General features: G+C 72.5%; 21 protein-coding genes and 1 tRNA gene. 6 read left to right on the forward strand and 16 right to left on the reverse strand.

Going from position 1 to position 24,950, the window contains the following annotated elements:
* Positions 1 to 68: 68 nt before the first annotated feature.
* Both ACFWBD_RS30925 and ACFWBD_RS30930 read right to left on the reverse strand, forming a co-directional pair.
* The gene (locus tag ACFWBD_RS30925) at positions 69 to 2,318 is read right to left on the reverse strand and encodes an MMPL family transporter (RefSeq protein ID WP_385673931.1); all 2,250 of its coding nucleotides are present in this window, start codon (positions 2,316 to 2,318) and stop codon (positions 69 to 71) included.
* Between the two features lie 139 nt (positions 2,319 to 2,457).
* Complete coding sequence (locus ACFWBD_RS30930) at positions 2,458 to 3,063, reverse strand: TetR/AcrR family transcriptional regulator (protein ID WP_385673934.1); 606 nt, start codon at positions 3,061 to 3,063, stop codon at positions 2,458 to 2,460.
* Positions 3,064 to 3,245: 182 nt separating this feature from the next.
* Between ACFWBD_RS30930 and ACFWBD_RS30935 the strand changes: the two genes are divergently transcribed.
* Positions 3,246 to 6,713, forward strand: a complete 3,468-nt coding sequence (locus tag ACFWBD_RS30935; protein ID WP_385673937.1) for a S41 family peptidase — start codon at positions 3,246 to 3,248, stop codon at positions 6,711 to 6,713.
* A 66-nt stretch (positions 6,714 to 6,779) separates the two neighbouring features.
* On the opposite strand, the gene ACFWBD_RS30940 is transcribed toward ACFWBD_RS30935, so the two are convergent.
* From ACFWBD_RS30940 to ACFWBD_RS30955, 4 genes are all read right to left on the reverse strand, one after another.
* Positions 6,780 to 7,070, reverse strand: a complete 291-nt coding sequence (locus tag ACFWBD_RS30940; RefSeq protein ID WP_385673939.1) for a hypothetical protein — start codon at positions 7,068 to 7,070, stop codon at positions 6,780 to 6,782.
* Between the two features lie 94 nt (positions 7,071 to 7,164).
* Positions 7,165 to 8,049 carry an SDR family oxidoreductase gene (locus ACFWBD_RS30945; protein WP_385673942.1) on the reverse strand — a complete coding sequence of 295 codons (885 nt, stop codon included), beginning with the start codon at positions 8,047 to 8,049 and terminating at the stop codon, positions 7,165 to 7,167.
* Positions 8,046 to 8,918: an alpha/beta fold hydrolase gene (locus tag ACFWBD_RS30950; protein ID WP_385673945.1), complete on the reverse strand. Its 873-nt coding sequence runs from the start codon at positions 8,916 to 8,918 to the stop codon at positions 8,046 to 8,048. Before ACFWBD_RS30950 ends, ACFWBD_RS30945 begins: the two co-directional genes overlap by 4 nt.
* A gap of 203 nt (positions 8,919 to 9,121) precedes the next feature.
* Positions 9,122 to 10,630: a flavin-containing monooxygenase gene (locus ACFWBD_RS30955; protein ID WP_385673948.1), complete on the reverse strand. Its 1,509-nt coding sequence runs from the start codon at positions 10,628 to 10,630 to the stop codon at positions 9,122 to 9,124.
* Between the two features lie 141 nt (positions 10,631 to 10,771).
* Here ACFWBD_RS30955 and ACFWBD_RS30960 point away from each other — a divergent pair, with 141 nt between their 5' ends.
* Positions 10,772 to 11,416 carry a MerR family transcriptional regulator gene (locus ACFWBD_RS30960; protein ID WP_385673950.1) on the forward strand — a complete coding sequence of 215 codons (645 nt, stop codon included), beginning with the start codon at positions 10,772 to 10,774 and terminating at the stop codon, positions 11,414 to 11,416.
* 139 nt (positions 11,417 to 11,555) lie between these two features.
* Here the strand turns inward: ACFWBD_RS30960 and ACFWBD_RS30965 are convergent, their stop codons facing one another.
* Positions 11,556 to 12,359, reverse strand: coding sequence for an exodeoxyribonuclease III (locus ACFWBD_RS30965; RefSeq protein WP_385673953.1), 804 nt, complete (start codon positions 12,357 to 12,359; stop codon positions 11,556 to 11,558).
* A 112-nt stretch (positions 12,360 to 12,471) separates the two neighbouring features.
* Between ACFWBD_RS30965 and ACFWBD_RS30970 the strand changes: the two genes are divergently transcribed.
* A complete protein-coding gene (locus ACFWBD_RS30970) occupies positions 12,472 to 12,954 on the forward strand; it encodes a GNAT family N-acetyltransferase (protein ID WP_385673956.1) in 483 nt (160 codons plus the stop codon).
* Positions 12,955 to 13,046: 92 nt separating this feature from the next.
* Here the strand turns inward: ACFWBD_RS30970 and ACFWBD_RS30975 are convergent, their stop codons facing one another.
* A complete protein-coding gene (locus ACFWBD_RS30975; protein ID WP_385673988.1) occupies positions 13,047 to 13,658 on the reverse strand; it encodes a LuxR C-terminal-related transcriptional regulator in 612 nt (203 codons plus the stop codon).
* A 20-nt stretch (positions 13,659 to 13,678) separates the two neighbouring features.
* Positions 13,679 to 15,133 carry a sensor histidine kinase gene (locus ACFWBD_RS30980; RefSeq protein WP_385673958.1) on the reverse strand — a complete coding sequence of 485 codons (1,455 nt, stop codon included), beginning with the start codon at positions 15,131 to 15,133 and terminating at the stop codon, positions 13,679 to 13,681.
* Between the two features lie 133 nt (positions 15,134 to 15,266).
* On the opposite strand from ACFWBD_RS30980, the gene ACFWBD_RS30985 reads away from it, so the two are divergent.
* Positions 15,267 to 16,043, forward strand: a complete 777-nt coding sequence (locus ACFWBD_RS30985) for an ABC transporter ATP-binding protein (protein ID WP_385673961.1) — start codon at positions 15,267 to 15,269, stop codon at positions 16,041 to 16,043.
* Complete coding sequence (locus ACFWBD_RS30990) at positions 16,037 to 18,472, forward strand: ABC transporter permease (RefSeq protein WP_385673964.1); 2,436 nt, start codon at positions 16,037 to 16,039, stop codon at positions 18,470 to 18,472. Before ACFWBD_RS30985 ends, ACFWBD_RS30990 begins: the two co-directional genes overlap by 7 nt.
* 109 nt (positions 18,473 to 18,581) lie before the next feature.
* Here ACFWBD_RS30990 and ACFWBD_RS30995 read toward each other — a convergent pair.
* From ACFWBD_RS30995 to galU, 7 genes are all read right to left on the reverse strand, one after another.
* A tRNA-Ala gene (locus ACFWBD_RS30995) sits at positions 18,582 to 18,655 on the reverse strand.
* Positions 18,656 to 18,737: 82 nt separating this feature from the next.
* Positions 18,738 to 20,030, reverse strand: coding sequence for a gephyrin-like molybdotransferase receptor GlpR (gene glpR / locus ACFWBD_RS31000; protein ID WP_385673967.1), 1,293 nt, complete (start codon positions 20,028 to 20,030; stop codon positions 18,738 to 18,740).
* A gap of 144 nt (positions 20,031 to 20,174) precedes the next feature.
* Entirely contained in the window at positions 20,175 to 20,780 is a 606-nt protein-coding gene (locus ACFWBD_RS31005; protein ID WP_384115303.1) for a GNAT family N-acetyltransferase, read from the reverse strand.
* A 17-nt stretch (positions 20,781 to 20,797) separates the two neighbouring features.
* Complete coding sequence (locus tag ACFWBD_RS31010; protein ID WP_385673970.1) at positions 20,798 to 21,334, reverse strand: molybdenum cofactor biosynthesis protein B; 537 nt, start codon at positions 21,332 to 21,334, stop codon at positions 20,798 to 20,800.
* Positions 21,331 to 21,810 (reverse strand): cyclic pyranopterin monophosphate synthase MoaC, encoded by a 480-nt coding sequence (moaC, locus tag ACFWBD_RS31015; protein ID WP_385673973.1) that lies wholly within the window; start codon positions 21,808 to 21,810, stop codon positions 21,331 to 21,333. Before moaC ends, ACFWBD_RS31010 begins: the two co-directional genes overlap by 4 nt.
* A gap of 63 nt (positions 21,811 to 21,873) precedes the next feature.
* On the reverse strand, positions 21,874 to 23,199 hold the full coding sequence (gene glp, locus ACFWBD_RS31020; RefSeq protein WP_385673976.1) for a gephyrin-like molybdotransferase Glp: 1,326 nt from the start codon (positions 23,197 to 23,199) through the stop codon (positions 21,874 to 21,876).
* A gap of 5 nt (positions 23,200 to 23,204) precedes the next feature.
* Positions 23,205 to 24,107, reverse strand: coding sequence for a UTP--glucose-1-phosphate uridylyltransferase GalU (gene galU / locus ACFWBD_RS31025; RefSeq protein WP_385673979.1), 903 nt, complete (start codon positions 24,105 to 24,107; stop codon positions 23,205 to 23,207).
* A gap of 103 nt (positions 24,108 to 24,210) precedes the next feature.
* Here galU and ACFWBD_RS31030 point away from each other — a divergent pair, with 103 nt between their 5' ends.
* Positions 24,211 to 24,825 carry a 5-formyltetrahydrofolate cyclo-ligase gene (locus tag ACFWBD_RS31030; protein WP_385673982.1) on the forward strand — a complete coding sequence of 205 codons (615 nt, stop codon included), beginning with the start codon at positions 24,211 to 24,213 and terminating at the stop codon, positions 24,823 to 24,825.
* Positions 24,826 to 24,950 lie beyond the last annotated feature (125 nt).

Consider the following 24,950-nt stretch of genomic DNA (forward strand, 5'->3'; position numbering starts at 1 on the left):
AAGGAAGCCGGTGAGGGCGCCCCGTCCCCACGGAGCCCTCACCGGCGGTCTTCAGGTGGACCGGTACGTCAGGCGCGTACCAGTTCCCGGTCCTCGTCGCCGTCCCGGGACGAGGCGGCGTCGGCCTGGGTCTTCAGGCCCTCGCCCTCGACGTCCACGTTGGGCAGGGCGCGGTCCAGCCACTTCGGCAGCCACCAGGCTTTCCTGCCGAGCAGGGCCAGCACCGCCGGCACGATCGCCATGCGCACGATGAACGCGTCGAAGAAGACGGCGATCGCGAGGCCGAAGCCGATCATCTTGATCATCGACTCGGTGGAGCTGATGAAGCCGCCGAAGACGGCCATCATGATGATCGCGGCTGCGGCCACCACCTTGGCGCTGTGCCGGAAGCCGGTGACGATGGCCTGGCTCGGGCTCTCGCCGTGGACGTACGCCTCCCGCATCCGGGTCACGAGGAACACCTCGTAGTCCATCGCGAGGCCGAAGACCACGCCCACCATGAAGATCGGCATCATCGACATGATCGGGCCGGTCTCCTCGACGCCGATCAGGCCGCTGAGCCAGCCCCACTGGAAGACCGCGACCACGGCGCCGAGCGCGGCGAGCACGCTGAGCAGGAAGCCGAGGGCCGCCTTCAGCGGGACCAGGATGGAGCGGAAGACCACGATCAGCAGCAGGAAGGCCAGACCGACGACCAGGCCCAGGTACGGGATCAGCGCGTCGTTGAGCTTCTGCGAGAAGTCGATGTTCATCGCGGTGGTACCGGTGACCAGCACCTGCGCGCCCGTCTCGGCCCTGACGTCGACGCCCTGGTCACGGATGGCGTGCACCAGGTCCTCGGTCTGGGTCGAGGACGGCTTGGAGCCCGGTATCACGGTGATCGTGGCGGTGTCGCCGGCCTTGTTGAACATCGCCGGGGTGACCGTCGCGACGTCCTCGAGGTCCTTGATCCCGTCGGTCACCGTGGTGGCCGCCGCCTTGGGGTCGTCGCTGTTCCTGGCGTCGACCACGATCATCAGGGGACCGTTGAAACCGGGGCCGAAGCCCTCCGACAGCAGGTCGTACGCCCGGCGCTGCGTCGTGGACGTCGGCTGCGAGCCGTCGTCTGGCAGGCCCAGCTCCAGCTGGGTGGCGGGGACGGCGACCGCGCCCAGACCGACCACGCCGAGCAGCAGCACGGCGGCCGGACGGCGGATGACGAAGCTCGCCCAGCGGACGCCCGGGCCGGGCTTGGCCTGCTTGCCCGGCCGGCCCTCCCCGCCGGTCCTGTCACCGGTCTTCTCGCCGGTCGGCCTGCGCTTCTCGCCCGTGGCCTTGACCTTCTTGCCGGCGTATCCGAGCAGCGCCGGGATCATGGTCAGCGCGATGAGGACGGCCACCACGACCGTGCCGGCCGCCGCGAGGCCCATCTTGGTCAGCATCGGCACGTTGACGACCGCGAGGCCCGCCAGGGCGATCACGACCGTGAGGCCGGCGAAGACCACCGCCGAGCCGGCGGTGCCGGTGGCGCGGCCGACCGCCTCCTCGCGGTCGCGGCCCTCGGCCAGTTCGCTCCGGTAGCGGGAGACGATGAACAGCGCGTAGTCGATGCCGACCGCGAGGCCGATCATCAGCGCGAGGGTGGAGGTGGTGTCGCCGAGGTCGAGCGCCTTGGCGAGGGCGGTGATGGTGGAGACGCCGATGCCGACGCCGATGATCGCCGTCAGCAGCGGCAGTCCGGCCGCGACCAGGGAGCCCAGGGTGATGACGAGGACGACGGCGGCGATCGCGAGACCGATGACCTCGCCGATCGCACCGGGCTCGGCCCCTGCCTGCAGGGCGTCACCTCCGACGTCCACGGTCAGTCCGGTGGCGCGGGCCTCGTCGCCGGCCGTCTCGAGGGCGTCCCTGGTCGAGTCCTTCAGCTCCATGCCGGGGGCGTCGTACTTCACCGACGTGTAGGCGACCGTGCCGTCCTTGCTCACCGCGTTCGTCGTGAACGGGTCGGTGACGGAGACGACCTCGGAGCCGTCGCCGAGCGCCTTGACGGTCTTCTCGACGGTCGCCTTGTTGGCGGCGTCCGTCATCTTCTGGCCCTCGGGCGCCTTGAAGACGATGCGTCCGGTCCCGCCGTCGGCGCTGGCTCCGGGGAAACGCTGTTCCAGCAGGTCGAAGGCCTTCTGGGCCTCGACACCCGGGATGGAGAAGGAGGTCGTGCCGGCGGCGGGCGCGGAGGCGGCGCCGACGCCGGCGAGGGTCAGCAGGGCCACCCATATCAGGGCGACGAAGTGGCGGCGCCGAAAGGCGAACCGGCCGAGTTTGTAAAGGAACGTGGCCACGGAGGCGTACTCCCGGTCAGGTCGTGGTGTGGGGACTCAAGGCCCCAAGGGCAGGGTTGACCAACCCGGCGGGGAGGGCAGGGGTGATCGGCCCGACGACGTGAGCGGTGACGTCAGGATGGGCGGACCGTGGGGACGGTCAGGTGGTGGTGGAGGCGCCGAGGGCAGGGAGGACCACGGCGTCGATGTACGAGAGGAGGAAGGCCTGCGTCGGCGGTTGTTCGTCGAGCATGGTGCGGGCGGCGAACGCGCCGATCATCATGTGCGGCACGAAGTCGAGCGCGGGGTTGTCCGCACGGACCTCGCCCCGGTCGATCGCCCGCTGGAGCACCTTGCGGAACTCCGCCATCTCCGGCTCGACGAGGTGTTCCTTGAACGCCTTCAGGAGGTCCGGGCTGCCATGGATCGCCATGGCCAGTCCTCGCATCAGCGCGGAGTTCTGCTCCATCTCGCAGTCGTCCGAACGCATGGTGAGGGCGTGCAGGTCGCCTCGGAGCGATCCGGTGTCGACACCGCCGGCGGAGGCGCCCGGCTTGTCGTGCCGCACCGCCTTCGCCACCAGCTCGGCCTTGCCGCCCCACTGGCGGTAGAGCGTCGCCTTGCTGGATCGGGTGCGGGTGGCGACGGCGTCCATGGTGAGGGCGTCGTAGCCGACCTCGCGGAGCAGGTCGAGCACGGCCCGGTACAGCTCGGCCTCGCGCTCGGGTGTGATGCGACTGCGACGCGCCGTTGCGATCTCAGTCATGCCACTCACCTTCCGGCTCCGTCGTAGCCAACTCGTCTCGTACACCATGAAGATACCCTGAGGAGTAGCGAAACGAAACCGTTTCGTACGTGTGCTGGCTCACGAACGTGAAGGGCGCATAAGACGGGCGCACGGCGAGCACATAAGTTGCCCGGCCCCATTCGCCGGAAAAGCATGGGGAGGTGAGCTATCTGCGTCTGCCCCACCTCAGTGGTGACCTGCTGTGCTTCGTGGCCGAGGACGACCTCTGGCTGGCCCCCCTGGCCGACCCCGGCCGCGCCTGGCGGCTCACCGTCGACCGCACCAAGGCCGGACACCCCCGGTTCTCCCCCGACGGAAGCATGATCGCGTACACGAGCTGGCGCAGTCTCGTCCCGGAGATCCATCTGGTGCCCGTGGACGGCGGACCGGGCCGGCGGCTGACGTACTGGGGCAGCTCCGACACCCAGGTCTGCGGCTGGACGCCCCCCGACCAGGACGGGAACACCGACATCCTCGCCGTCGCCTCCCACGGCGAGCCCTTCTCCTACTTCACCTGGGCCTACAAGGTCCCCACCGACGGCGCACCCGGCCGCAAGCTCCCCTGGGGCCCGGTCTCCGACCTCCAGAGCGCCGACATCGACGGCGAACGCAGAACCCTCCTGCTCACCGGCACCCCACCGCACGAACCCGCCGCCTGGAAGCGCTACCGGGGCGGGGCGACGGGCCGCCTGTGGCTGCACGGCCAGCGGCTCCTGGCCGACCTCGACGGGCATCTGCACTCCCCCCTCTTCGCCGGCGGACGGATCGCCTTCCTCTCCGACCACGAGGGTGTCGGCAACCTCTACTCCTGCGCCCACGACGGCTCCGACCTGCGCCGGCACACCGACCACGACGCCTTCTACGCCCGGCACGCCGCCGGCGACGGCACCCGGGTGGTGTACCAGTGCGCCGGGGACCTGTGGATCGTCGACGACCTCGCCGCCGGCTCCGAGCCGCGCCGGATCGACGTACGACTCGGCGGACCGCGCGCGGGGCGGCGGCCCTACCAGATCCCGGCCGCCCAGCACGTGGACGGCATCTCCGTGGACGAGACGGGACGGGCGAGCGCCGTCGTCGTACGCGGCAGCCTGTACTGGCTGACGCACCGGGACGGCCCCGCCCGGACGATCACCGACACCCCCGGGGTACGGGTGCGGCTGCCGGAGATGCTCGGCTCGGGCGGCCAGGTCGCCTATGTGACGGACGCCGAGGGCGAGGACGCCGTCGAGATCGCCCATCTCCCCCGGGCCACCGGCGACCGCGCACCCCGGAGGCTGGCCTCCGGACGGCTCGGGCGGGTGCTGGAGATGGTGTCCGACCCCGACGGCGAGCGGCTCGCCGTCGCCGCGCACGACGGACGGCTGCTCCTCATCACCGTGTCCGACGACGTCACCATGGCCGACGACATCACCGGGCCCGACGACACGGGCGCCGAGGACCCGGACGGCGCGGACCCGGACGGTGCGGACCCGGACGGTGCGGACCCGGCCGGTGCGGACCGGGACGGCGCGGACCCGGACGGCGCGGACCGGGACGGCGCGGACCCGGACGGCGCGGACCCGGACGGCGCGAACGCGGCTGATGCGAGCCCGGACGGCGCGAACGCGGACGGCGCGGTCACCGAGCTGATCTCGTCGGTCAACGGACCCGTGCGGGACCTGGCCTTCTCCCCCGACGGGAACTGGCTGACCTGGTCGCATCCGGGGATCGGCCGGTCGCTGCGGCAGATCAAGATGGCCCGCATCAAGGACCGGCTCATCGTCGACGTCACCAACGGCCGGTTCGAGGACGAGAACCCGGTCTTCACCCGGGACGGCCGCTACCTGGCCTTCCTCTCCTGGCGCGGTTTCGACCCCGTGTACGACGTACACACCGGCGACCTGTCCTTCCCGCTGGGCTGCCGCCCCTACCTGGTGCCGCTGTCGTCGGCGACCCCCTCCCCCTTCGCCCTGACCCCGGAGGGCCGGCCCGCCGCCGGAGGCCTGGACCCGGTGCAGGACGACGAGGGCGGCGACGGAGCCGTGACCGTCGAGATCGAGGGCCTGGAGAGCCGCGTCACGCCCTTCCCGGTACCGGCGTCCAAGTACTCGGCGCTCTACCCGGTGGCGGGCGGCGGTCTTGTGTGGCTGCGCTGGCCGATCTCGGGGGCGCTGGGCGAGACCTTCGCCAACCCGGACGACACCAGCGGACGGCCGACGCTCGAGTACTTCAACATCAGCAAGGCGAAGAAGTCCGAACTCGTCGACGATCTCGACTGGTTCGCGCTCAGCGGGGACGGCTCCCGGCTGGTCGTGGTCGACGAGGGCGACCTGCGGGCGGTGCCGTCGGCCGAGGCCGGGGACTCGGACTCCACGGTCTGGATCGACCTGCGGCGCATCCTGCACCAGGTGGACCCGAGCGCCGAGTGGCGTCAGTCGTACGAGGAGGCCGGACGGCTGATCCGCGCCTACTTCTGGGACCCGGGGATGTGCGGCATCGACTGGGACGCGATCCTCGACCAGTACCGGCCACTGGTCGGACGGGTCGCGTCACCCGACGAGTTCGCGGATCTGCTGCGTGAGGTGCTGGGCGAACTCGGCACGTCCCACGCGTACGTCACCGCCGCCCGCCGCAACGAGGGACCGCCGCACTACCAGCGTCTCCAGGGCCTGCTGGGCGCCAACTTCGTGCGCAGAGATGCCGGTTGGACCGTCCGGCGGATCCTGCCCGGCGACTCCTCCGACTCCAAGGCGCGTTCACCGCTGGCCGGCACCGGGATCCGGGACGGGGCGGTGCTCACCCACGTGGACGGCCGGCAGGTCGACCCGGCCACCGGCCCGTACCCGCTCCTCGCCGGCGCGGGCGGCACGACCGTGGAACTCACCTTCACCCCGGCCCAGGGCGAGGCGGGCCGCCCGCGCCGGGTGGCCGTGGTCCCGCTCACCGACGAACGCCCCCTGCGCTACCAGGACTGGGTGGCCAAACGGCGGGCCGTGGTCCACGAGTTGAGCGGCGGCCGGTGCGGCTATCTGCACATCCCCGACATGGGCGGCTCGGGCTGGGCCCAGTTCAACCGCGACCTGCGGATGGAGGTGTCCAGGCCCGCGCTGCTCGTGGACGTGCGCGGCAACGCGGGCGGGCACATCAGCGAGCTGGTGGTGGAGAAGCTGACGCGCACGATCCTGGGCTGGGACCTCACCCGCGACGCCCAGCCGGTGTCGTACGCCTCGAACGCGCCGAGGGGCCCGGTGGTGGCCCTGGCCGACGAGGCGACGTCCTCCGACGGCGACATGATCACGGCCGCCTTCAAGCTGCTGAAGCTGGGCCCGGTGGTCGGCCAGCGCACCTGGGGCGGCGTGGTCGGCATGACCGGCCGCCACCGGCTCGGCGACGGCACCGTCATCACCGTCCCGATGAACGCGGCCTGGTTCGACGCGTACGGCTGGTCCGTGGAGAACAAGGGAGTCACCCCCGACCTCGAGGTGCTGCGCACCCCGCTCGACTGGGCCGAGGGCCGCCACGCCCAACTCGACGACGCCGTACGGCTGGCCCTGGACCTCCTCGCCACCCGCCCCCCGGCGACCCCGCCGACCTACGACGACGTCCCCGACCGCTCCCGCCCCCGGCTGCCGCCCCGCACAGGGCGCTGAACGCAGAACGCAGGGGCGCCCTCCCGAGGGAGGGCGCCCCACGTCAACGGCGGTAGCCGAGATCAGCTACACGTCGAAGTCCTGGCCGATGCGCTCGTCGTCCTCGCGCCGCATACGCTCCGGCTGGCCGGGACGCTCACCGGACCGCTCGCCGGACCGCTCACCGGACCGCTCACCGGGACGCTCACCGGGACGCCCGTTGGAACGCTCACCGGGACGCTCTCCGGGCCGCTCACCGGGACGCTCGCCCGGGCGCTGCTTGCCACGCTGAGCCTGCTCCTTGGCCTGCTCGACCTTCTGCTTGGCCTGCTGCTTGAACTGCTCGGACTGGTCCTGGAACTTGTCCTTCATACCCATGTGGGTTCACTCCTGTGGGGAGATGAGGGGGGGTTGGGGCCCCTTGGTGGGGCCTCGACCAGATTCACACGGGCGCTCACGGCGCGCATGTCGATCAACTACGCTGCGTAGCCCTCGCCTGTTCGTCGGCGGAACCGCCCGCGCCCACCAGCCCCGTCCGCATCCCGTGCAGCCGGGGCGCGAACCGCTTCATCTCGCGCCGGCCCACCGTCCCGACGATCGCGGGAAGATAGCCGCGCACACCCTGCATCCCCCGCAGCCACCACTGTCCGTACACGTGCGACGAGCGCCGTTCGATCCCGGCCACGATCCGGTCGACGGCCGGCCCCAGCGGATACGTCTTGTTCGACGGCCACGGCAGCCGCTGCCTCAACTCCCGCATCACCTCGTCCTGATCGGCGCCCCGCACCATGTCGGTGTCGGTCCAGGACAGGTAGCCGACGCCGACCCGCACACCCTGGTGCCCGACCTCGGCCCGCAGACTGTGCGCGTACGCCTCCACACCCGACTTGGACGCGCAGTACGCGGTCATCATCGGCGCCGGGGTGATCGCGGCGAGCGAGGCGATCTGAAGCAGGTAGCCGCGGCTCTCCCGCAGCGGCGGCAGGAAGGCGCGGGCCGTGACCGCCGAGCCGATCAGGTTGACCTCGATGACCCGGCGCCAGGCCTCCGGGTCGGAGTCGGCGAACGGACCGCCGTTGGCGACACCGGCGTTGGCGACCACTATGTCCACCTTGCCGAAACGCTCCTTCACCTCCGCCGCGACCCGGGCCATCGCCTCGTGGTCGGTGACGTCGGCGTACCAGTGGTCACTGTCGCTGTGCAGCCGCTCGGAGACCTGCTTGAGCGCGTCCGGCTCCAGGCCGACCAGCGCGACCTTCGCACCGCGCGCCGAGAGCTTGCGGGCGAGCAGCTCTCCGACGCCCCGCGCGGCCCCGGTCACGACGGCGACCTGTCCTTCGAGACTGACCCTGCTCATGCGCCCTCCTTCAACTGTGCGTACGTGGTGACGAGTTCCCGGATCCGGCCGGTGACCAGGTCGGGTGCCTCGACCGGCGTCATATGGCCGAGGCCGGGCAGTTCGGTGAGGCCGACGCAACTCGGGAGCGCGGCGGCGATCCGGCGGGCGTGCACCGGCGGGGTAAGCCGGTCACCGGTGCCGACGATCACCGCTGTGGGCACGCGCAACTCCCGTACTCCGTGGTCGAGGTCGAGCAGGTTCAGCACGTGCGACCAGGTGTGCCGCACCTTGCGCGGGCAGGCGTGCACGATGCGGGCGCACGCGTCCACCATGTGCGGGGCGGATCCGGCGCCCATCGTGGCGTACCTGAGGATCCGCTTCGCGACCGGCGTGACCGGCCCGAGGGGCGCCCTCGAGCCGAGGATGTGCCGGGTCAGCCAGGTCCGCAACGGGCCCGGCCGCAGGGGCAGGAGAGTGGACTCGGCGACCAGTCCCGAAGCGCCGGTGCTGCACAGCAGGACGGCCGCCGCGTGTTCCTGGAACGTGTCCCTCGCGGCCGCCGCCAGCACCGTCATGCCGCCCATGGAGTGCCCGGCGATCACCGCCTTCTCACCGGGCGCGAGCGTCGCGGCGAGGACCGCTTCCAGGTCGTCGGCGAGGGTGTCCGTGCTGCACGCCGGGCTCGGCAGGGTGCGTCCGTGGCCGCGCTGGTCATAGGCGATGACCCGGTGGTCGGCGGCGAGGTCCCGGATCTGGGCCGCCCAGAACGCGGTCGAGCAGGTCCAGCCGTGGGCGAGGACGACGGCGGGCGCGGTCTCGGGCCCGTGGACCTCGACGTGCAGGAGCGTGCCGTCGGCGGAGACGGCGGTGAGCTCACGAGAGGGCACGCGGGACGTCCTGCCCGAGAGCTCGGCGGAGGCTTCGGCGGAGGACTCGGCAGACGGCTCGACAGATGGCTCGGCAGACGGCCCGGCAGACGACCTGCCGCCGAGCTCGGCAGACGGCCCGGCAGACGACCTGCCGCCGAGCTCGGCAGACGGCCCGGCAGACGACTTGCCGAAGGGCTTGGCGGAAGGCTTGCCGGATGAGGTCACGCCGTCACCTCGTCCGGCTCCTCGACGGCCCTCTTCACGGCGGGTGCGCGCAGGACCTCGTACTCCGCGAGGTCCACGCGCCGGGTGGCCCGCCGGAACTCGGCCGTGGTGCCCGGCCAGACGGTGGTGTTGCGGCCGTTCGCGTCCAGGTACCAGCTGGTGCAGCCGCCCGTGTTCCACACCGTCCGCCTCATCCGGTCCTGCACCCGGCGGTTCCACGCGTGCACGGCGCTCGGCCGGGCGTCCAGCGCCGCGCGCCCCCCGAGGACGTCGAGCTGGCGCAGATAGTCGGCCATGTAGTTCAGCTGGGACTCGATCATCAGGATCATGGAGGAGTTCCCGAGCCCGGTGTTGGGGCCGATGATCGTCATCCAGTTGGGGAAGCCGGCGGCGGAGGCACCGCGCAGCGCCTCCATGCCGTCCTTCCAGCTCTCCGCGAGCGTCCGCCCGCCGGCGCCCACCACCCGGTCGGCGATCGGCATGTCGGTGACGTGGAAGCCGGTGCCGAAGACGATCGCGTCGACCTCCGCCTCGCTGCCGTCGGCGGCGACCAGCGTGGACCCGCGGACCTCGCTCAGCCCGCTCGCGACGACGTCCACATTGGGCTGCGCGAGGGCCGGATAGTAGGTGCTGGACAGCAGGATCCGCTTGCAGCCGATGCGGTAGTCCGGGGTGAGCCTGGCGCGCAGGGCCGGGTCCTTGATGGCGCGGGCCATGTTCTGCTTGGCGAGCTGCTCGACCAGACCGAGCTGGTTCGGGTGCTTGGTGAACGCCTGGACCTGCAGTTCCCGGATGCCCCACAGCAGGCCGCGGCGCATCTTGGCCGTGACGGGCAGGGCCCGGTGCAGGCCACGCTCCGCGCCGCTGATCGCCCGGTCCACGCGGGGCATCACCCAGGGCGGGGTGCGCTGGAAGAGCGTCAGCCTGGAGACGTCGGGCTGGACGGCGGGCACGATCTGGATGGCCGAGGCACCGGTGCCGACCATGGCGACGCGCTGCCCGGTGAGGTCGGCGTCGTGGTCCCAGCGGGCCGAGTGGAAGACCTTGCCGGGGAAGGTGTCGAGGCCGGGGATCTCCGGGATCTTCGGGTCGGACAGCGGCCCGGTGGCCGACACGACGACGTCGGCGAAGTACCGCCCGCCGCTGGTCTCGATGTCCCAGCGCAGCTCCTGCGTGTCCCACGTCATCCGCAGCACCTCGGAGTCCAGCCGCAGCTGCGGACGGAGCCCGAAGACGTCCGTGACGTGCTCCAGATAGGCGCGGATGTGCTCCTGCCCGGAGAAGGTGCGCGGCCAGTCCGGGTTGGGCGCGAAGGAGAAGGAGTACAGGTGGGAGGGCACGTCACAGGCGCACCCCGGGTAGCCGTTGTCCCGCCAGGTCCCGCCGACGCTGCCCGCCCGCTCCAGGACGACGAAGTCGGTGATCCCCTCGCGGCGCAGCCGCACGGCCGCCCCCAGCCCACCGAAACCGGACCCGATCACCGCCACCCGTACGTGTTCGGTCATCCCGACACCTCCTAGCCGTGCGTACGACTCCGCGGACTCTGCCAGTGAACACTGGCGCAATGGGAGCGTAGAGCAGCTCCGTACCGATGGGTAGGGGCCGGGAGAGGGAAAGTTACCGGCGGTACAACATAGGCTTCGCCCGTGACGGAGAAGCGGGAGTACCGAACGGAGGAACTGGCCGGGGAGGCCGGCATCACGGTGCGCACCCTGCGCTTCTACCGCGAGCGCAAACTCCTCGCGCCACCCCGCCGCGAGGGCCGTATCGCCTGGTACGACGACCACCACCTGGCCCGCCTGCGCACGATCGCTGCGCTGCTGGAACGCGGCCACACCCTCACCGGCATCGCCGAGCTGGCGGACGCCCTCGATCACGGACGCGGCGTGGCCGACCTCCTCGGCGTCGGCGGCCCCACCGAGGAGGAGCCGGTCCGCCTGACCCCCGAGGAACTCGCCGCCCGCTTCGAGGGCCAGGTCACCACGGAGAACCTCGCCGCCGCCCTGGACCTCGGCTACCTGGGCACCGACGGCGACGAGATCGTCCACATCAGCCGCCGCCTGCTGGACGTCTCCTCCGCCCTGGTCCGCGAGGGCATCCCGCTCGCCGAGGTACTGGCGGCCGGCGTCCGGGTCCGCGAACACGCCGACGCCCTCGCCGCCCTCTTCACCGACCTGATTTTGCGCCACGCGACCGAGGCCGACCTGCCCCGCCTACGCCCCCTGGCACGCAGCGTCGTCGAGGCAGAACTCTCCCTCGCCCTGGACCGACGGCTGCACAAGACGCCCTAGAGGTCGCGACCGCAGTCGTGCTCGTGGTCGTGCGTGTGGTCGTACGCGTGGTCGTGCGTGTGGTCGTGCTCGCGGTGGTGATTGCGGTCATACCCAGGTCGTACCTGCGGTCGCCCTAGAGATCGCTCCGAAGGCCGCTCTAGAGGTCGTAGACCACCGTCACCGGAGCGTGGTCCGACCAGCGCTCGCCATGCGTGGCCGCCCGCTCCACGAACCCCTTGACGGCCTTGCCCGCGAGAGTGGGCGTCGAGACGTGCAGGTCGATCCTCCAACCTGAGTCATTCTCGAACGCCCGGCCCCGGTACGACCACCACGTGTACGGCCCCGCCACGTCCGGGTGCAGCGACCGTACGACGTCCACGTAGCCGCCGTCCTCCGCGGCGAAGACCTGGGTCAGCCAGTCGCGCTCCTCCGGAAGGAAGCCGGAGTTCTTGGTGTTGGAGCGCCAGTTCTTCAGGTCTGCCTGCTGGTGGGCGATGTTCCAGTCGCCCACCACGAGGACCTCGCGGCCGTCGGCGGCGGCACGGGCGCGCAGGTCCTTGAGGTGGGCCAGGAACTCGCCCATGAAGCGGACCTTCTCGTCCTGCCGGTCGGTGCCGACCTCGCCGGAGGGCAGATAGAGGGAGGCGATCGTCACACCGGGCAGGTCGGCCTCGACGTAACGGCCGCTGCCGTCGAACTCGGACGAGCCGAAGCCGACCCGGACGGCGTCCGGTTCACGGCGGCTGTAGAGGGAGACACCGGCGCGGCCCTTCGCCGCGGCCGGTGCGTGGGTGACGAACCAGCCCTCGGGAGCCCGGACCGTCTCCGGCAGTTGCCCCGGCTCGGCACGCACCTCCTGGAGGCACAGCACGTCGGCGGAGGTGTCCGCGAGCCACTCCACGAAGCCCTTCTTCGCGGCGGCACGCAGTCCATTCACGTTCACGGAGGTCACGGTCAGCACCCGGGCACGATACAGGCCCGGGCGCTGCGCCGACCTCCGGCGGATACCGGCACACTGGACCAGGTCCAGAATTCACTTTTCCAGGATTGTGCATACATCTACTGTGAGCAGCATGAATATACGTCCGGTCGCCTTCGACCACCCCGACGCGGTCAAGCTCAACGACGAGGTCCAGGCCGAGTACCACGAGCGCTACGGCGACGGCGGTGACGCCACGGTCCTGGAGCCGTCCGACTTCCAGCGGCCGCGCGGGGTCTATCTCATCGCGTACGACGAGCTGGACCGACCGGTGGCCACGGGCGGCTGGCGCGGCCAGGACGACGACGGCGAGGGGCACGAGGACGGCGACGCCGAGCTCAAGCGGATGTTCGTGATCCGGGAGATGCGGGGCAGAGGACTGGCCAAGCGGATGCTCACCGCGCTGGAGGAGGACGCGCGGGCGGCCGGCCGCGTCCGGATGGTCCTGGAGACCGGCACCGAGCAGCCCGAGGCCATCGCCCTGTACACCTCCAGCGGGTACGCGCCGTGCACGAAGTTCGGCTACTACCGCGAGTACGAGAACAGCCGCTGCTACGCCAAGCCGCTCGGCTCCTGAAGAACCTCAGCCCCTGAATCGGCCTCGACTTCTGAAGGACCACGGCTTCTGAAGGACCACGGCTCCTGAAGAGCCTCAGCCTCTGCAGAGCCTCAGCTTCTGAGGTAGGCGAGCACCGCCAGGACGCGGCGGTGGGTGTCGTGCGCCGGGGGCAGGTCCAGCTTGGCGAGGATGCCGCCGATGTGCTTGCCCACGGCCGCCTCCGACACCACCAGCTGACGGGCTATCGCACCGTTGGACCGCCCCTCCGCCACCAGCGCGAGCACCTCCCGCTCGCGCGGGGTGAGCCGGGCCAGCGGATCGCGGCGCCGGCGCAGCAGTTGCCGTACGACCTCCGGGTCGACGACCGTGCCGCCGGCCGCGACCTCGCGCAGCGCGTCCACGAACTCCTCCACCTGGCCGACGCGGTCCTTGAGCAGATAGCCCACGCCGGTGCCGTCGCCGGAGTCGAGGAGTTCGGCCGCGTACGCGCGCTGCACGTACTGGCTGAGGACGAGCACCGGCAGCCCGGGCCGCTCCGCGCGCAGCCCGACCGCCGCCCTCAGCCCCTCGTCCTGGAAGGCGGGCGGCATGCGGACGTCCGTCACGACGATGTCGGGCGCGTGGTCGGCGACCGCCTCCAGCAGGCCCGGCGCGTCGCCCACCGCCGCCACGACCTCGTGCCCGAAGCGGGTGAGGAGCGTCGTGAGGCCGTCGCGCAGCAGGACACCGTCCTCGGCGAGGACTACGCGGAGGCCTCGGCGACCGTTCCCGTCCGGTCGTCCGGCCCGCTCGGCTGACTCGGCTGACTCGGCGGGTTCGGCGGGCTCGCCTGACTCGGCGGATTCGGCTGGCTCGGCTGGCTCGGCGGGCTCGCCTGACTCGGCGGATTCGGCTGGCTCGGCTGGCTCGGCGGGCTCGGCTCGCAAGGGATCTCCACACGCAGCAGGGTCGGTCCGCCCGGCGGGCTGGTCAGGGTCAGTCTTCCATCGAGCACCGACACCCGGTCGGCGAGACCGGTGAGGCCGGTGCCGCGGGCACTGTCCGCGCCGCCGCGGCCGTCGTCGGCAACCTCCAGGACGAGCAGCCGCCCGCCCCGGTGCTCCGCACGCACGCGTGCGTGCTGCGCCCCGCTGTGCCGGGCCACGTTGGCCAGCGCCTCGCGGACCACGAAGTAGGCGGCGGCCTCCACGGCCTGCGGGAGCCGCGGGACCGGCCGGGCGAACTCCACGTCCACGGGGACGGGCGAGCGGTCGGCCGCGTCGGCGACGGCCGCCTCCAGGCCGTAGTCGGCGAGCACCTGGGGGTGGATGCCGTGGATCAGTTCACGCAGTTCCGCGAGGGCCGCGCCCGCCTCCTCGTGGGCGCGGGCGAGCTGCTCGGCGAGGGGGCCGCCGGGCGGGACGTCGAGACGGGCCAGTCCGAGGTTCATGGTGAGCGCGACCAGACGCTGCTGGGCGCCGTCGTGCAGATCGCGTTCGATCCGCCGGCGCTCCGACTCGAACGCGTCGACCAACCGCGCGCGCGAGCGCGTCAGTTCGACGACCCTGGCCCGCGGATCGCCCCCGCGCGGGGCGACGAGCAGCCGGGTCAGCGCGGCCCGTGCACCCGCCGCCGCCCCGAGGGCGTACCCGCCCACGACCAGCAGCAGCACACCCAGCGCGGCGGCGCCGAAGGCGGCCGGCCAGCCGGTCACCGTCCACACCTTGAGCACCTTCGTCTCACGGCCCCCGCCGGCCGTCGCCAGCAGCAGTGGGGCCGCGACCGTCGCGAGGGGGACGAACAGCGCGACGGTCAGCAGGAGCGCCTCGGCGGGCCAGAGAAGGCAGGCCGTGAGGAGGGTGTGGCCGAGTTCGCGCCAGGTGGCCCGTTCCCGGAGCCGGGTGGTGAGCCAGCTGCGCAGGCCCGGCGCGGCGGGCTCGAGATGCGCGCCGGGTGCGTCGTCCGCGTCGACGAGCCGCAGCCGGCGCCGCTCCAGGGCCGCCACCGGGAGCCCCGCGAAGGCGACGGCCGCGAGCAGCGGCAGCCCGACGAGGACCACCACGAGGACTCCGCCCACCGCCACCACCGCGACCAGCCCCACGAGGACGGCGGCTCCCGTGACCGCGCCCGTCAGCAGATAGGCGACGGCTCGCCAGGGCCACGGCGACAGCAGGTATCCCGGTCGGAACAAGGCCTGCCACACGTTTCGGGGTTGCATGCGGATCACCGTAGAAGGGGCGCCGCGCCGCGGCCATCGGCCTGACCGGAGGCCCGGGGGTATGCCTGGCCCTACCCCAGGTCTCGCCCCTGCCCGACAGACCGGACAGGGGCCCGCACGGTTTCGTAGGGGCATGACCACACACGCCGTCCAACTGACCTCCGTGAGCAGGCGATACGGTGCCGCGGGCACCGGGGTGACCGCGCTCGACGACGTCACCCTCGGCTTCCCCCGGGGCTCGTTCACCGCCGTCATGGGGCCGTCCGGCTCGGGCAAGTCGACGCTGCTCCAGTGCGCCGCCGGGCTGGACCGGCCGACCTCGGGGTCGGTGCGGATCGGCGGAACCGAACTGACCGGGCTGGGCGAGCGGCGGCTGACGCTGCTGCGCCGGGAGCGGATCGGCTTCGTCTTCCAGTCGTTCAACCTGCTGCCCGCCCTCACCGCCGAGCAGAACGTCGCCCTCCCGTTGCGGCTCGCCGGCCGCCGCCCGCCCAGGGCACAGGTCCTCGACGCCCTGCGGCAGGTCGGACTCGCCGACCGCGCCGGTCACCGCCCGGACCGGCTCTCCGGCGGCCAGCAGCAACGCGTCGCCCTGGCCCGCGCCGTGATCACCCGCCCGGAGGTCCTGTTCGGCGACGAACCGACCGGCGCGCTGGACTCCCGTACCGGCCGCGAGGTGCTGACCCTGCTGCGCTCCCTGGTCGACGAGGCCGGCCGGACGGTCGTCATGGTCACCCACGACCCGCTCGCCGCCTCCTACGCGGACCGGGTGGTCTTCCTGGTCGACGGCCGCGTCCACGGCGAACTCTCCGGCGCCGACGCGTCCGTGGCGGCGATCGCGGCCCGGCTGGCGGGGCTGGAGACCGCGGCCGACGGTGCCGCGCTCGCCTCGGCAGGTGCCGCGTGCTGAGCGTCGCGTGGCACACCCTGCGCGCCCGGTGGGCCGCCTTCGCCGGCAGTTTCGTCGCCCTCGCGCTCGGCGTCGCGCTGCTCACCGTGATGGGACAGGCGCTGGCCGCCTCACTGGACGCACCGGTGCGCGCCCCGGAACGGTTCGCGGCGGCGCCGGTGGTGGTCCTGGGCCAGGACACCCTGCGGGTCACGACCCCGGCCGGTGAGCGGACGAAGGAGCTGGCCCGGCCGCGCCCGGTGCCCGCCGGGACCGTCGCCGCGCTCCGCGCGCTCGGCCCGGTCACCGAGGACCGGTCCTTCCCGGTCCGGGCGTACGGCACTCCGGCCGCGCCGGGCGACCTGGTCGGCCACCCCTGGTCGACGGCCCGCTTCGCCCCCTACCGGCTGACCGCGGGCAGGGCCCCGGAAGCGGCCGGCGAGGTGGCGACCAGCGACGACTGGACGACCGTAGGCACCCGACTGCGCACCACTGGCGGCCCGTTGCACGTGGTCGGCACGGTCGAGGCAGGGACAGAACGCGGACTCGACTTCGAGCACGCCGTGTTCTATCCGGACGCCCAGGCCGCCCGACTGGCCCCGGAGTCGACCCAGCTGGTCGTGGAGGCGGACGCGGCGGCCGTACGGGCGGCGGTCACGGACGAGGACGTACGGATCCTCACCGGCGACGCCCGCCGGCTGGCCGACGCCGAACCGGGCCGGGACGCCGAGGCCCTGACGGCGCTGAACGCCCTGTTCGGCACGGCGGGCGGTGTGACCGCCTTCGTGTCCGTCTTCGTCGTGGCGTCGACCTTCGCCTTCGCGGTCGACCGGCGCCGCCGCGAGTTCGGGCTGCTGCGCACCGCCGGCGCGACCCCGGGCCAGATCCGGCGGACGGTCCTCGCGGAAGCCCTGCTGGTCGGCACGCTCGCCTCGGCGACGGGCTGCGTACTGGGCACGTACGGCGCACCGCACCTGGCCGAGCTGGTGGTCGACGGCGGCCTCGCACCGAAGTGGTACGCGATCGGCGGCCCTTCGGCCGGCGTCTGGCCGTACCACCTGGCCTTCTGGACGGGCCTGCTGGTCGCCCTGTGCGGTGCGCTCGCCGCGTCCTGGCGGGCCGGACGCACCGCCCCGGCCCAGGCGCTGCGTGAGGCCTCGGTCGACGGGCGCGCGCTGACCCGGGGACGGCGCGTGTGCGGTACGGCGCTGCTGCTCGCGGCCGTCGCGACCCTGGCGTACACGTTGGTGACCGACCCGGGCGAGCTGCTCCACCGCAAGTCGTACATCAGCCGTCCCATGCTGCTCATCACTGCGGTCGCGCTGCTCTCGCCCCTGACGGTACGTCCGCTGGTGCCCCGGCTGCCGGGCGCGGTGGGCCTGTTGGCGCGGGCCGGCGCGATCGCCGGGGTCCGCCGTACCGCCGCCGTGGCCGCGCCCGTCCTGGTCACCGTGGCGCTCGCGGGCTCCCTGCTGGGCGCGACTACGACGACGGGCGCGGCGCGGGCGGCGGAGGTGCGGCAGCAGACGGCCGCCGACTTCGTGGTGACACCGCGGGACGGAACGACCCTGCGGGCAGGGGCGCTCGACCGGCTCCGGCAGGTGCCCGGCACGGTCGTGTCGGCCGGTTCCGCCACCGCCGTGTTCACGCTGGAGGACGGTGTCGCGCTCGTGAAGTCCGAGGCCCGGGCGGCCGATCCGGCGCTGCTCGCCGCGACCGTACGGCTGCCGGTGACCGCCGGGCGGCTCTCCGACCTCGACGACGGGTCGATCGTCGTGACCGAGGAGTGGGCGCGGCACCGGGTGGGACAACGGGTGCGGGTGTGGCTCGGAGACGGTACGCCGAAGACCCTCCGGATCGCCGCCGTGCTCTCCATCGGCACCGGGGACAACGGCGCCTACGTCACCCCGGCCAACGCGGGCGGCGGGGGCGTGAACCGCGTGGACGTACGGGTGCGGGCGGGTGCGGACCCGACGGCGGTAGCGGCGCGGCTGCGGACCGTCGACGGGGTGCGGGTGATGAACAAGGCGCAGTGGGTGCGAGCAGCTCACCCGCAGACCAACCGGACGACCCGGCTCGGCATGCTGCTCGTCCTGGGCATCGCGCTTCTGTACACCGGCATCTCACTGGCGAACACCCTGGCCATGGCGGCCGCCGAACGCGGACCCGACCTGACGGCCCTACGGCTGGCCGGCGCCACAGCCGGCCAGCTACTGCGACTGGCGGCCGCGGAAGCACTGATCGCCGTAGCGGTAGGCGCACTGCTGGGCCTCCTGGTGACGGCCGTCAACCTGACCGGCCTGAGCGCCGCCCTGCACCTGCTCTCGGCCCCAGCGGCCATCGCCCCGCCCTGGCAGGCACTCACCTGGACGACGGCAGCATGCGCCCTGCTCGCGACCGTCACGGCACTGACATCGACGGCACCGGCACTACGTTCGGCCCGGCCATGAACCACCGCACCTGCCGCCACACCTGAACCACGGGCCACGACCGACCGGCCCACCGAATCCGAACACGACAGAGCCCCCGTCGGTTACCCGACGGGGGCTCTATGCTGCGTGGACCTGTGGGGATTTGAACCCCAGACCCCCTCGATGCGAACGAGGTGCGCTACCAGACTGCGCCACAGGCCCTTGCAACGAGTGAAACTCTAGCATCCCGGTCGGCCTGCCTGGAAATCCGTTCCCCGAGGCCGGACGCGGGATGCCGGGGCTCTCATTCGTTGGCGGCCAGCGGTCGCTCGCCGTCCTCGTACTGGTCGAACAGCGGGGTGCGGCCGCGTTCGCGCGAGCGTCGGGCCGAGGCCGCGCGCCGGGCGTCGCTCCGCTCGTCGCCGTCCGCTCCCCTGTCGTCCGCGCGGTCCGCCTCGTCGGATTCCCCGGCCGGTGCGTCCCCGGCGTCCGCCGCATCGTGCTCCGGCGCCACCGAACTCGAGCGGGCCGAGCTCCAGGCGTCCGGCGCCCCGAGGTCCACGTCGGAGGTCGCCCGGGGCGCGACCGGCGCGGTCACGTACGTCGGCAGCGGTACCGGTACCGGATCCCAGCTCTCGCCGTGGCCGGGCCGGCGCTGCCGCTCGCGCTGCTGGTCGACCCACTCCGCGTGATCGGTCTGCTCGACGAGCGCCCTGCGGTCCGCGGCGAGCGCCAGCAGACCCGGGTCGGTCTCCGGCTCGGGGGCCGCGTGCGGCTCCTCTGCGCCGGCGTCGGGGCCGGTGTCGACGGACGAGGCGTTCGCCGAGGCGGGCGCACGCCGGCGCGGCTGACGCTCACGCAGCCGCTGCGCGGCGACCTCGGCGCGCCTGCGGTCCATCTGGAAGGCGAAGCGGCGACGCTCCTGGGAGCGCAGGTACCCGATGTACGCGCTGAGCAGGACGGCGGGCACGCCGGGCGCCCACAGGAACGCGAGTCCGCCGACCGCCGCGACGATCGCGCCGAGCGTGAAGCCGAGGAAGAGCATCATGGTGGTGCGCCGACGGCGCGCGAGCGCCTTCGAGCGCTGGGCGCGCGCGGCGGACGCCTGCTCGGCGGGCGTACGCCTGGCGACCGGTGCCCGTCGGGCCGCCGGAGCGGCTCCCCCATCGCGTGCGGACTTGGCGCCCTGTGCGCGATGGTCGTGCGCGGGCTTGGCCGCCGGATCGCGCGCCGGTTCACGCGCCGCCTCCGGACGCCCCGACCCTCGCTCCTGACCGCGTTCCTGGACGCGCTCCTGAACCGGCGCCTTCACCTGCGGGCGAGTCGGAGGCATGGCGAAGGACCGGACGTCCACCGATGTGGTGACGGCGTCCGGGACGTCGGCGTCGGACTCCCCCTCCTCGGTGGAGCGCGCCCGCAGGTCCTTGGCGTACCGGCGCTCCATTCCCGCCCGTCCGGACAGCAGCCGGATGGCGGTGCTGAAGCGTTCAGTCGGACGGGCCTCGTTCAGCTCGTCCTGCCTACGGAGCCACATAGGCACCAAGTAGGCGGCCCAGGCCCCGACAATGACTGCGTAGATGAGGCCGCTGCTGCTCACGCCTCACACGGTAGAGGGGTTTGCGTGAGGCCATCCGCCAATTGGGCCGGTGTGTCGCACGATCTGGCTGATATTTCGAACTTTTTTTGCGACCGGTGCGATCAACCGATCATTTTCGAACATCCATTCGGCTGACCGGCTAATTCAATTGGACGCCTTCTGCGAGCGTGTGCGGCGCCACCGGTTCAGCAGGCCCTCCGGGACCTCCTCCGCCGTGAGGGCGAAGACGAGGTGGTCACGCCAGGCACCGTCGATGTGGAGATAGCGCGGCCGCAGCCCTTCCTCACGGAATCCGAGTTTCTCCACGACCCGGCGGCTCGGCCCGTTCTCGGGCCGAATGCAGACCTCGATGCGGTGCAGCCCGACGGTGCGGAAACAGTGGTCCACGATGAGCGCCACAGCCGTCGGCATCACACCGCGGCCGGCCACCGACTCGTCCACCCAGTAACCGACGTGCCCGGAGCACATCGACCCCCAGGTGATCCCGGCGACCGTCAACTGCCCGACGAGCCGCCCCTGGTACTCGATCACGAACGGCAGCATCCGGCCCGCGTTCGCCTCGGACCGCAGATGCCGGACCATCTGGCGGTAGGTCGGCCGGTGGGCGATCGGCCCGCTGGGCGCGGGCGGCGGGATGGTCGCCTCCCAGGGGCGCAGCCAGTCCCGGTTGCGCCGGTTGACCTCGCGCCAGGCCCGCTGGTCGCGCAGCTTTATGGGCCGCAGGACGATGTCGCCCTCCACCAGTTCCACGGGCCAGGATGAGCCGTTCAGCTGGCACCCCCGTGGCTGGGTCTGGGATGGTCGCCGCCACGGATCTGGTCGACGGCGTGGATCAGCAGGGGCTCCAGGACGGCCAGGCCGTCCTTCACCCCGCCGGTGGAACCCGGCAGGTTGACGATCAGCGTCCCGCCCGCCACTCCGGCCAGGCCGCGCGAGAGCGCCGCGGTGGGCACCTTCTCCCGGCCGTACGCCCGGATGGCCTCGGCGATGCCCGGCACCTCGTGGTCGATCACCGCGCGGGTCGCCTCGGGAGTGCGGTCGGTGGGCGAGATGCCGGTGCCGCCGGTGGTGACGACGGCGTCGTACCCGGCCTCGACGGCGGCCCGCAGCGCCGCCTCCACCGGGTCCCCGTCAGGGACGACCTGCGGCCCGTCGACGGCGAAGCCGAAGCCGCGCAGGCCCTCGGCGATCAGCGGGCCGCCCCGGTCCTCGTAGACGCCTGCGGCGGCCCGGTTGGAGGCCGTCACGACCAGTGCGCTGTACGGAGCGGGCAGGGCGCCGCCGGCGGACACGTCGCGTGTCATGTCCGGCTCCAGTCGCCCGACTTGCCGCCCGTCTTCTCCTCCACGCGCACGTCCGTGATGACCGCTCCCTTGTCGACCGCCTTCACCATGTCGATCACGGTGAGCGCGGCGACGGAGACCGCCGTGAGCGCCTCCATCTCGACGCCCGTGCGGTCCGTCGTCTTCACCGTGGCGGTGATCTCCACGGCGTCGTCCGCGACCGACACATCCAGTTTCACACCGGAGACGGCCAGGGGGTGGCACAGTGGGATCAGGTCCGGGGTGCGTTTGGCGCCCATGATGCCCGCGATCCGCGCGGTGGCCAGCGCGTCCCCCTTGGGTACCCCCTCGCCGCGCAGCAGCTCGACCACGCGGGGCGAGACGAGAACCCGCCCGCTGGCACGCGCGGTGCGCGCTGTGACGTCCTTGCCGGAAACGTCGACCATGCGGGCGGCGCCCACGTCGTCGATGTGCGTCAGTCGGTCCTGCGTACTCATGGTGGTGTGGCGCTCCCGGTCCGGGCCTGTTGTGCGCGACACGGTACCCCCAACCAGGAGGACTCAGCCGAGGAGGACCACCTCGACGTCGGCACCGGGCTCGACGGACTCCACGTCCTCGGGGACGACGATCAGCGAGTCGGCGTGCGCGAGGGCCGCGACCAGGTGGGAGCCGGCGCCCCCGACGGGGCGGACGGCGCCGTCGCTGTAGGTGGCGCGCAGGAACTGTCTGCGGCCCTTCGGCGAGGTCAGCGCCTTGTCCGCGATCAGCTTCGCGCGCGTGGTGGGCCGGTGGACGTCCTCGAGGCCCATAAGGGTCCGGATGGCGGGGCGGACGAACAGTTCGAACGAGACGTACGACGACACCGGGTTGCCCGGCAGGGCCAGCAGGGGGATGTGGTCGGGGCCGATGGAACCGAAGCCCTGGGGCTTGCCGGGCTGCATGGCCAGCTTGCGGAACTCGACCCCGCCGCCCGCCTCGTCCTCGTCGCAGACGTGCTCCAGGGCCTCCTTGACGACGTCGTACGCCCCGACGCTCACTCCGCCGGTGGTGACGACGAGGTCGGCGCGGACGAGCTGGTCCTCGATGGTGGAGCGGAGCGTCTCGGCGTCGTCGGCGACCGCGCCGACCCGGTAGGCGATGGCGCCGGCGTCCCGGGCGGCCGCGGTGAGGGCGAAGCTGTTGGAGTCGTAGATCTGGCCGCTGCCCAGCTCCTCGCCGGGCTGGACGAGTTCGCTGCCGGTGGACATCACGACCACGCGCGGGCGCGGGCGCACGCGTACGGCGCCCCGGCCGATCGCGGCGAGCAGGGCGATCTGGGGCGGTCCGAGGACGGTCCCGGCGTCGAGGGCCCGGTCCCCCGCCTTCACGTCGCTGCCCTTGGCGCGTACGTGCGCGCGTGCCTCGGCGGGCCGGTACACGCGCACGTGCCCCGAGGCCTGCTCGGGGGCGAGGCTGCGGGCACGCATCCCGCTGACCGGGCCCTCGCCTAGTCCGCCGTCGGTCCACTCCACGGGGACGACGGCCTCGGCCCCGGCCGGGAGCGGGGCGCCGGTCATGATCCGGGCGGCCTGACCGGGTCCCACGTACAGCAGGTCGGCCGCCTGTCCCGCCGCGACGTCCCCCACGACGTCCAGAGCCGCCGGGAACTCCTCGCTCGCGCCCGCGACATCCGCGACCCGCACCGCGTACCCGTCCATGGAGCTGTTGTCGAAGGGCGGCAGCGAGACCGGCACCATGACGTCGTCGACCAGGACGCACCCCTGGGCGTCGGGCAGTTGCAGCTCGATGGGTTCCAGGGGGCGGACGGTGGCGAGGATGTCCTCCAGGTGTTCGTCCACCGACCAGAGCTGGTCCTGGCCGGTGGGGCGGGGCGCGGCGGTGCTCAAAGTGGCTACATCTCCTCGGTGACGTAACTGCGAAGCCAGGACCGGAAGTCCGGACCCAGATCTTCACGTTCGCACGCGAGTCTGACAATGGCACGCAGGTAGTCGCCACGATCGCCGGTGTCATAGCGGCGGCCCTTGAAGACGACACCGTGGACGGGGCCGCCGATCTTCTCGTCCTGCGCGAGCTGCTGGAGGGCGTCGGTGAGCTGGATCTCGCCGCCGCGGCCGGGCTCGGTCTGCCGCAGTATGCCGAACACACTCGGGTCGAGGACGTAGCGTCCGATGATGGCGTAGTTCGACGGGGCGTCCGCCGGGTCCGGCTTCTCGACGAGGCCGGTCACCTTGACCACGTCGCCGTCCACGGTGGCCTCCACGGCCGCGCAGCCGTAGAGGTGGATCTGCTCGGGGGCGACCTCCATGAGCGCGACGACGCTGCCGCCGTGCAGCTCCTGCACCTCGATCATCCGCTGGAGGAGCGGGTCACGGGGGTCGATCAGGTCGTCGCCCAGCAGGACGGCGAAGGGCTCCTGCCCGACGTGCGGGGCCGCGCACAGGACGGCGTGTCCGAGGCCCTTGGGGTCGCCCTGGCGCACGTAGTGCATGGTCGCGAGGTCGCTGGACTGCTGGACCTTGGCGAGCCGGGCGGCATCGCCCTTCTTCTGTAGGGCCGACTCGAGTTCGTAGTTGCGGTCGAAGTGGTCCTCGAGGGGGCGTTTGTTGCGGCCTGTGACCATGAGGACGTCGTCGAGGCCGGCGGAGACGGCCTCCTCGACCACGTACTGGATAGCCGGCTTGTCCACGACCGGCAGCATCTCCTTGGGAGTGGCCTTGGTTGCCGGCAGGAACCGGGTGCCGAGACCGGCTGCGGGGATGACAGCCTTGCTGATCCTGGGGTGCGACTGCGTCATGTCGGCAACCTTATCCGGTGACTTTGAGAGAAATCTGTGGCTCCGGTTAATTAATGATCATATGAACGCATTGGAGCGTGTGGGAGATGAGCGGGAGCGACATATGAGCCACCTCGAAGGCGGACCAGAGTCTGACAAACGTATGTTGCGGCAAGGGTTCCTCGCCATGAGAAACAGGTTGACGCCCGATGACGTGCGCGCGGCGGCCGTCGCCCTGGCCGAGCAGGCCCTGGAACTGCCCGAGTTGACGCACGCGCGCACGGTGGCGGCGTACGTCTCCGTGGGTACCGAGCCCGGCACCCTGGCGCTGCTGGACGCGCTGCGCGCGCGGGGCGTGCGCGTGCTGCTCCCCGCGCTGCTGCCCGACAACGACCTGGACTGGGGCGCCTACACCGGCGAGCGCTCCCTCACGCGGGTCCTGCACGGCTCCAGGATGGCCCTCCTGGAGCCGGCCGGCGAGCGCCTCGGCCCGGACGCCGTGACGGCCGCCGACGTGGTGCTGCTGCCGGGCCTGGCGGTCGACGCGCGCGGTATGCGCCTGGGACGCGGCGGAGGGTCGTATGACCGCGTGCTGGCCCGGCTGGCGGCTTCCGGGGCCCGCCCCTCGCTGGTGGTGCTCCTGTACGACGCCGAGGTCGTCGAGCGCGTCCCCGGGGAGGCGCACGACCGGCCCGTGCACGCGGTGGTGACGCCCTCGGGAACGCGCCGCTTCACCTGACACCCGCGCCCCACACGGAAGGGGCCCTCCACGCGCGCGGGGGGGGGGCCGGGCGGGTGGGGGGGGGGCCGGGGGTGGGGGGCCCGGGGGGGGCGGGGGGGGTGGGGGGGGGGCGTATTAGAGGG

It is taken from the genome of Streptomyces sp. NPDC060002, assembly GCF_042737245.1.
GTDB lineage: Bacteria > Actinomycetota > Actinomycetes > Streptomycetales > Streptomycetaceae > Streptomyces.

Coding starts and splice junctions, on each gene's coding strand:
- ACFWBD_RS30930 (WP_385673934.1), bottom strand. CDS start 3,063: ATGACTGAGATCGCAACGGCGCGTCGCAGTCGCATCACACCCGAGCGC.
- ACFWBD_RS30940 (WP_385673939.1), bottom strand. CDS start 7,070: ATGGGTATGAAGGACAAGTTCCAGGACCAGTCCGAGCAGTTCAAGCAG.
- ACFWBD_RS30945 (WP_385673942.1), bottom strand. CDS start 8,049: ATGAGCAGGGTCAGTCTCGAAGGACAGGTCGCCGTCGTGACCGGGGCC.
- ACFWBD_RS30955 (WP_385673948.1), bottom strand. CDS start 10,630: ATGACCGAACACGTACGGGTGGCGGTGATCGGGTCCGGTTTCGGTGGG.
- ACFWBD_RS30970 (WP_385673956.1), top strand. CDS start 12,472: ATGAATATACGTCCGGTCGCCTTCGACCACCCCGACGCGGTCAAGCTC.
- ACFWBD_RS30980 (WP_385673958.1), bottom strand. CDS start 15,133: ATGCAACCCCGAAACGTGTGGCAGGCCTTGTTCCGACCGGGATACCTG.
- ACFWBD_RS30985 (WP_385673961.1), top strand. CDS start 15,267: ATGACCACACACGCCGTCCAACTGACCTCCGTGAGCAGGCGATACGGT.
- ACFWBD_RS31010 (WP_385673970.1), bottom strand. CDS start 21,334: ATGACACGCGACGTGTCCGCCGGCGGCGCCCTGCCCGCTCCGTACAGC.
- moaC (WP_385673973.1), bottom strand. CDS start 21,810: ATGAGTACGCAGGACCGACTGACGCACATCGACGACGTGGGCGCCGCC.
- galU (WP_385673979.1), bottom strand. CDS start 24,107: ATGACGCAGTCGCACCCCAGGATCAGCAAGGCTGTCATCCCCGCAGCC.
- ACFWBD_RS31030 (WP_385673982.1), top strand. CDS start 24,211: ATGAGCCACCTCGAAGGCGGACCAGAGTCTGACAAACGTATGTTGCGG.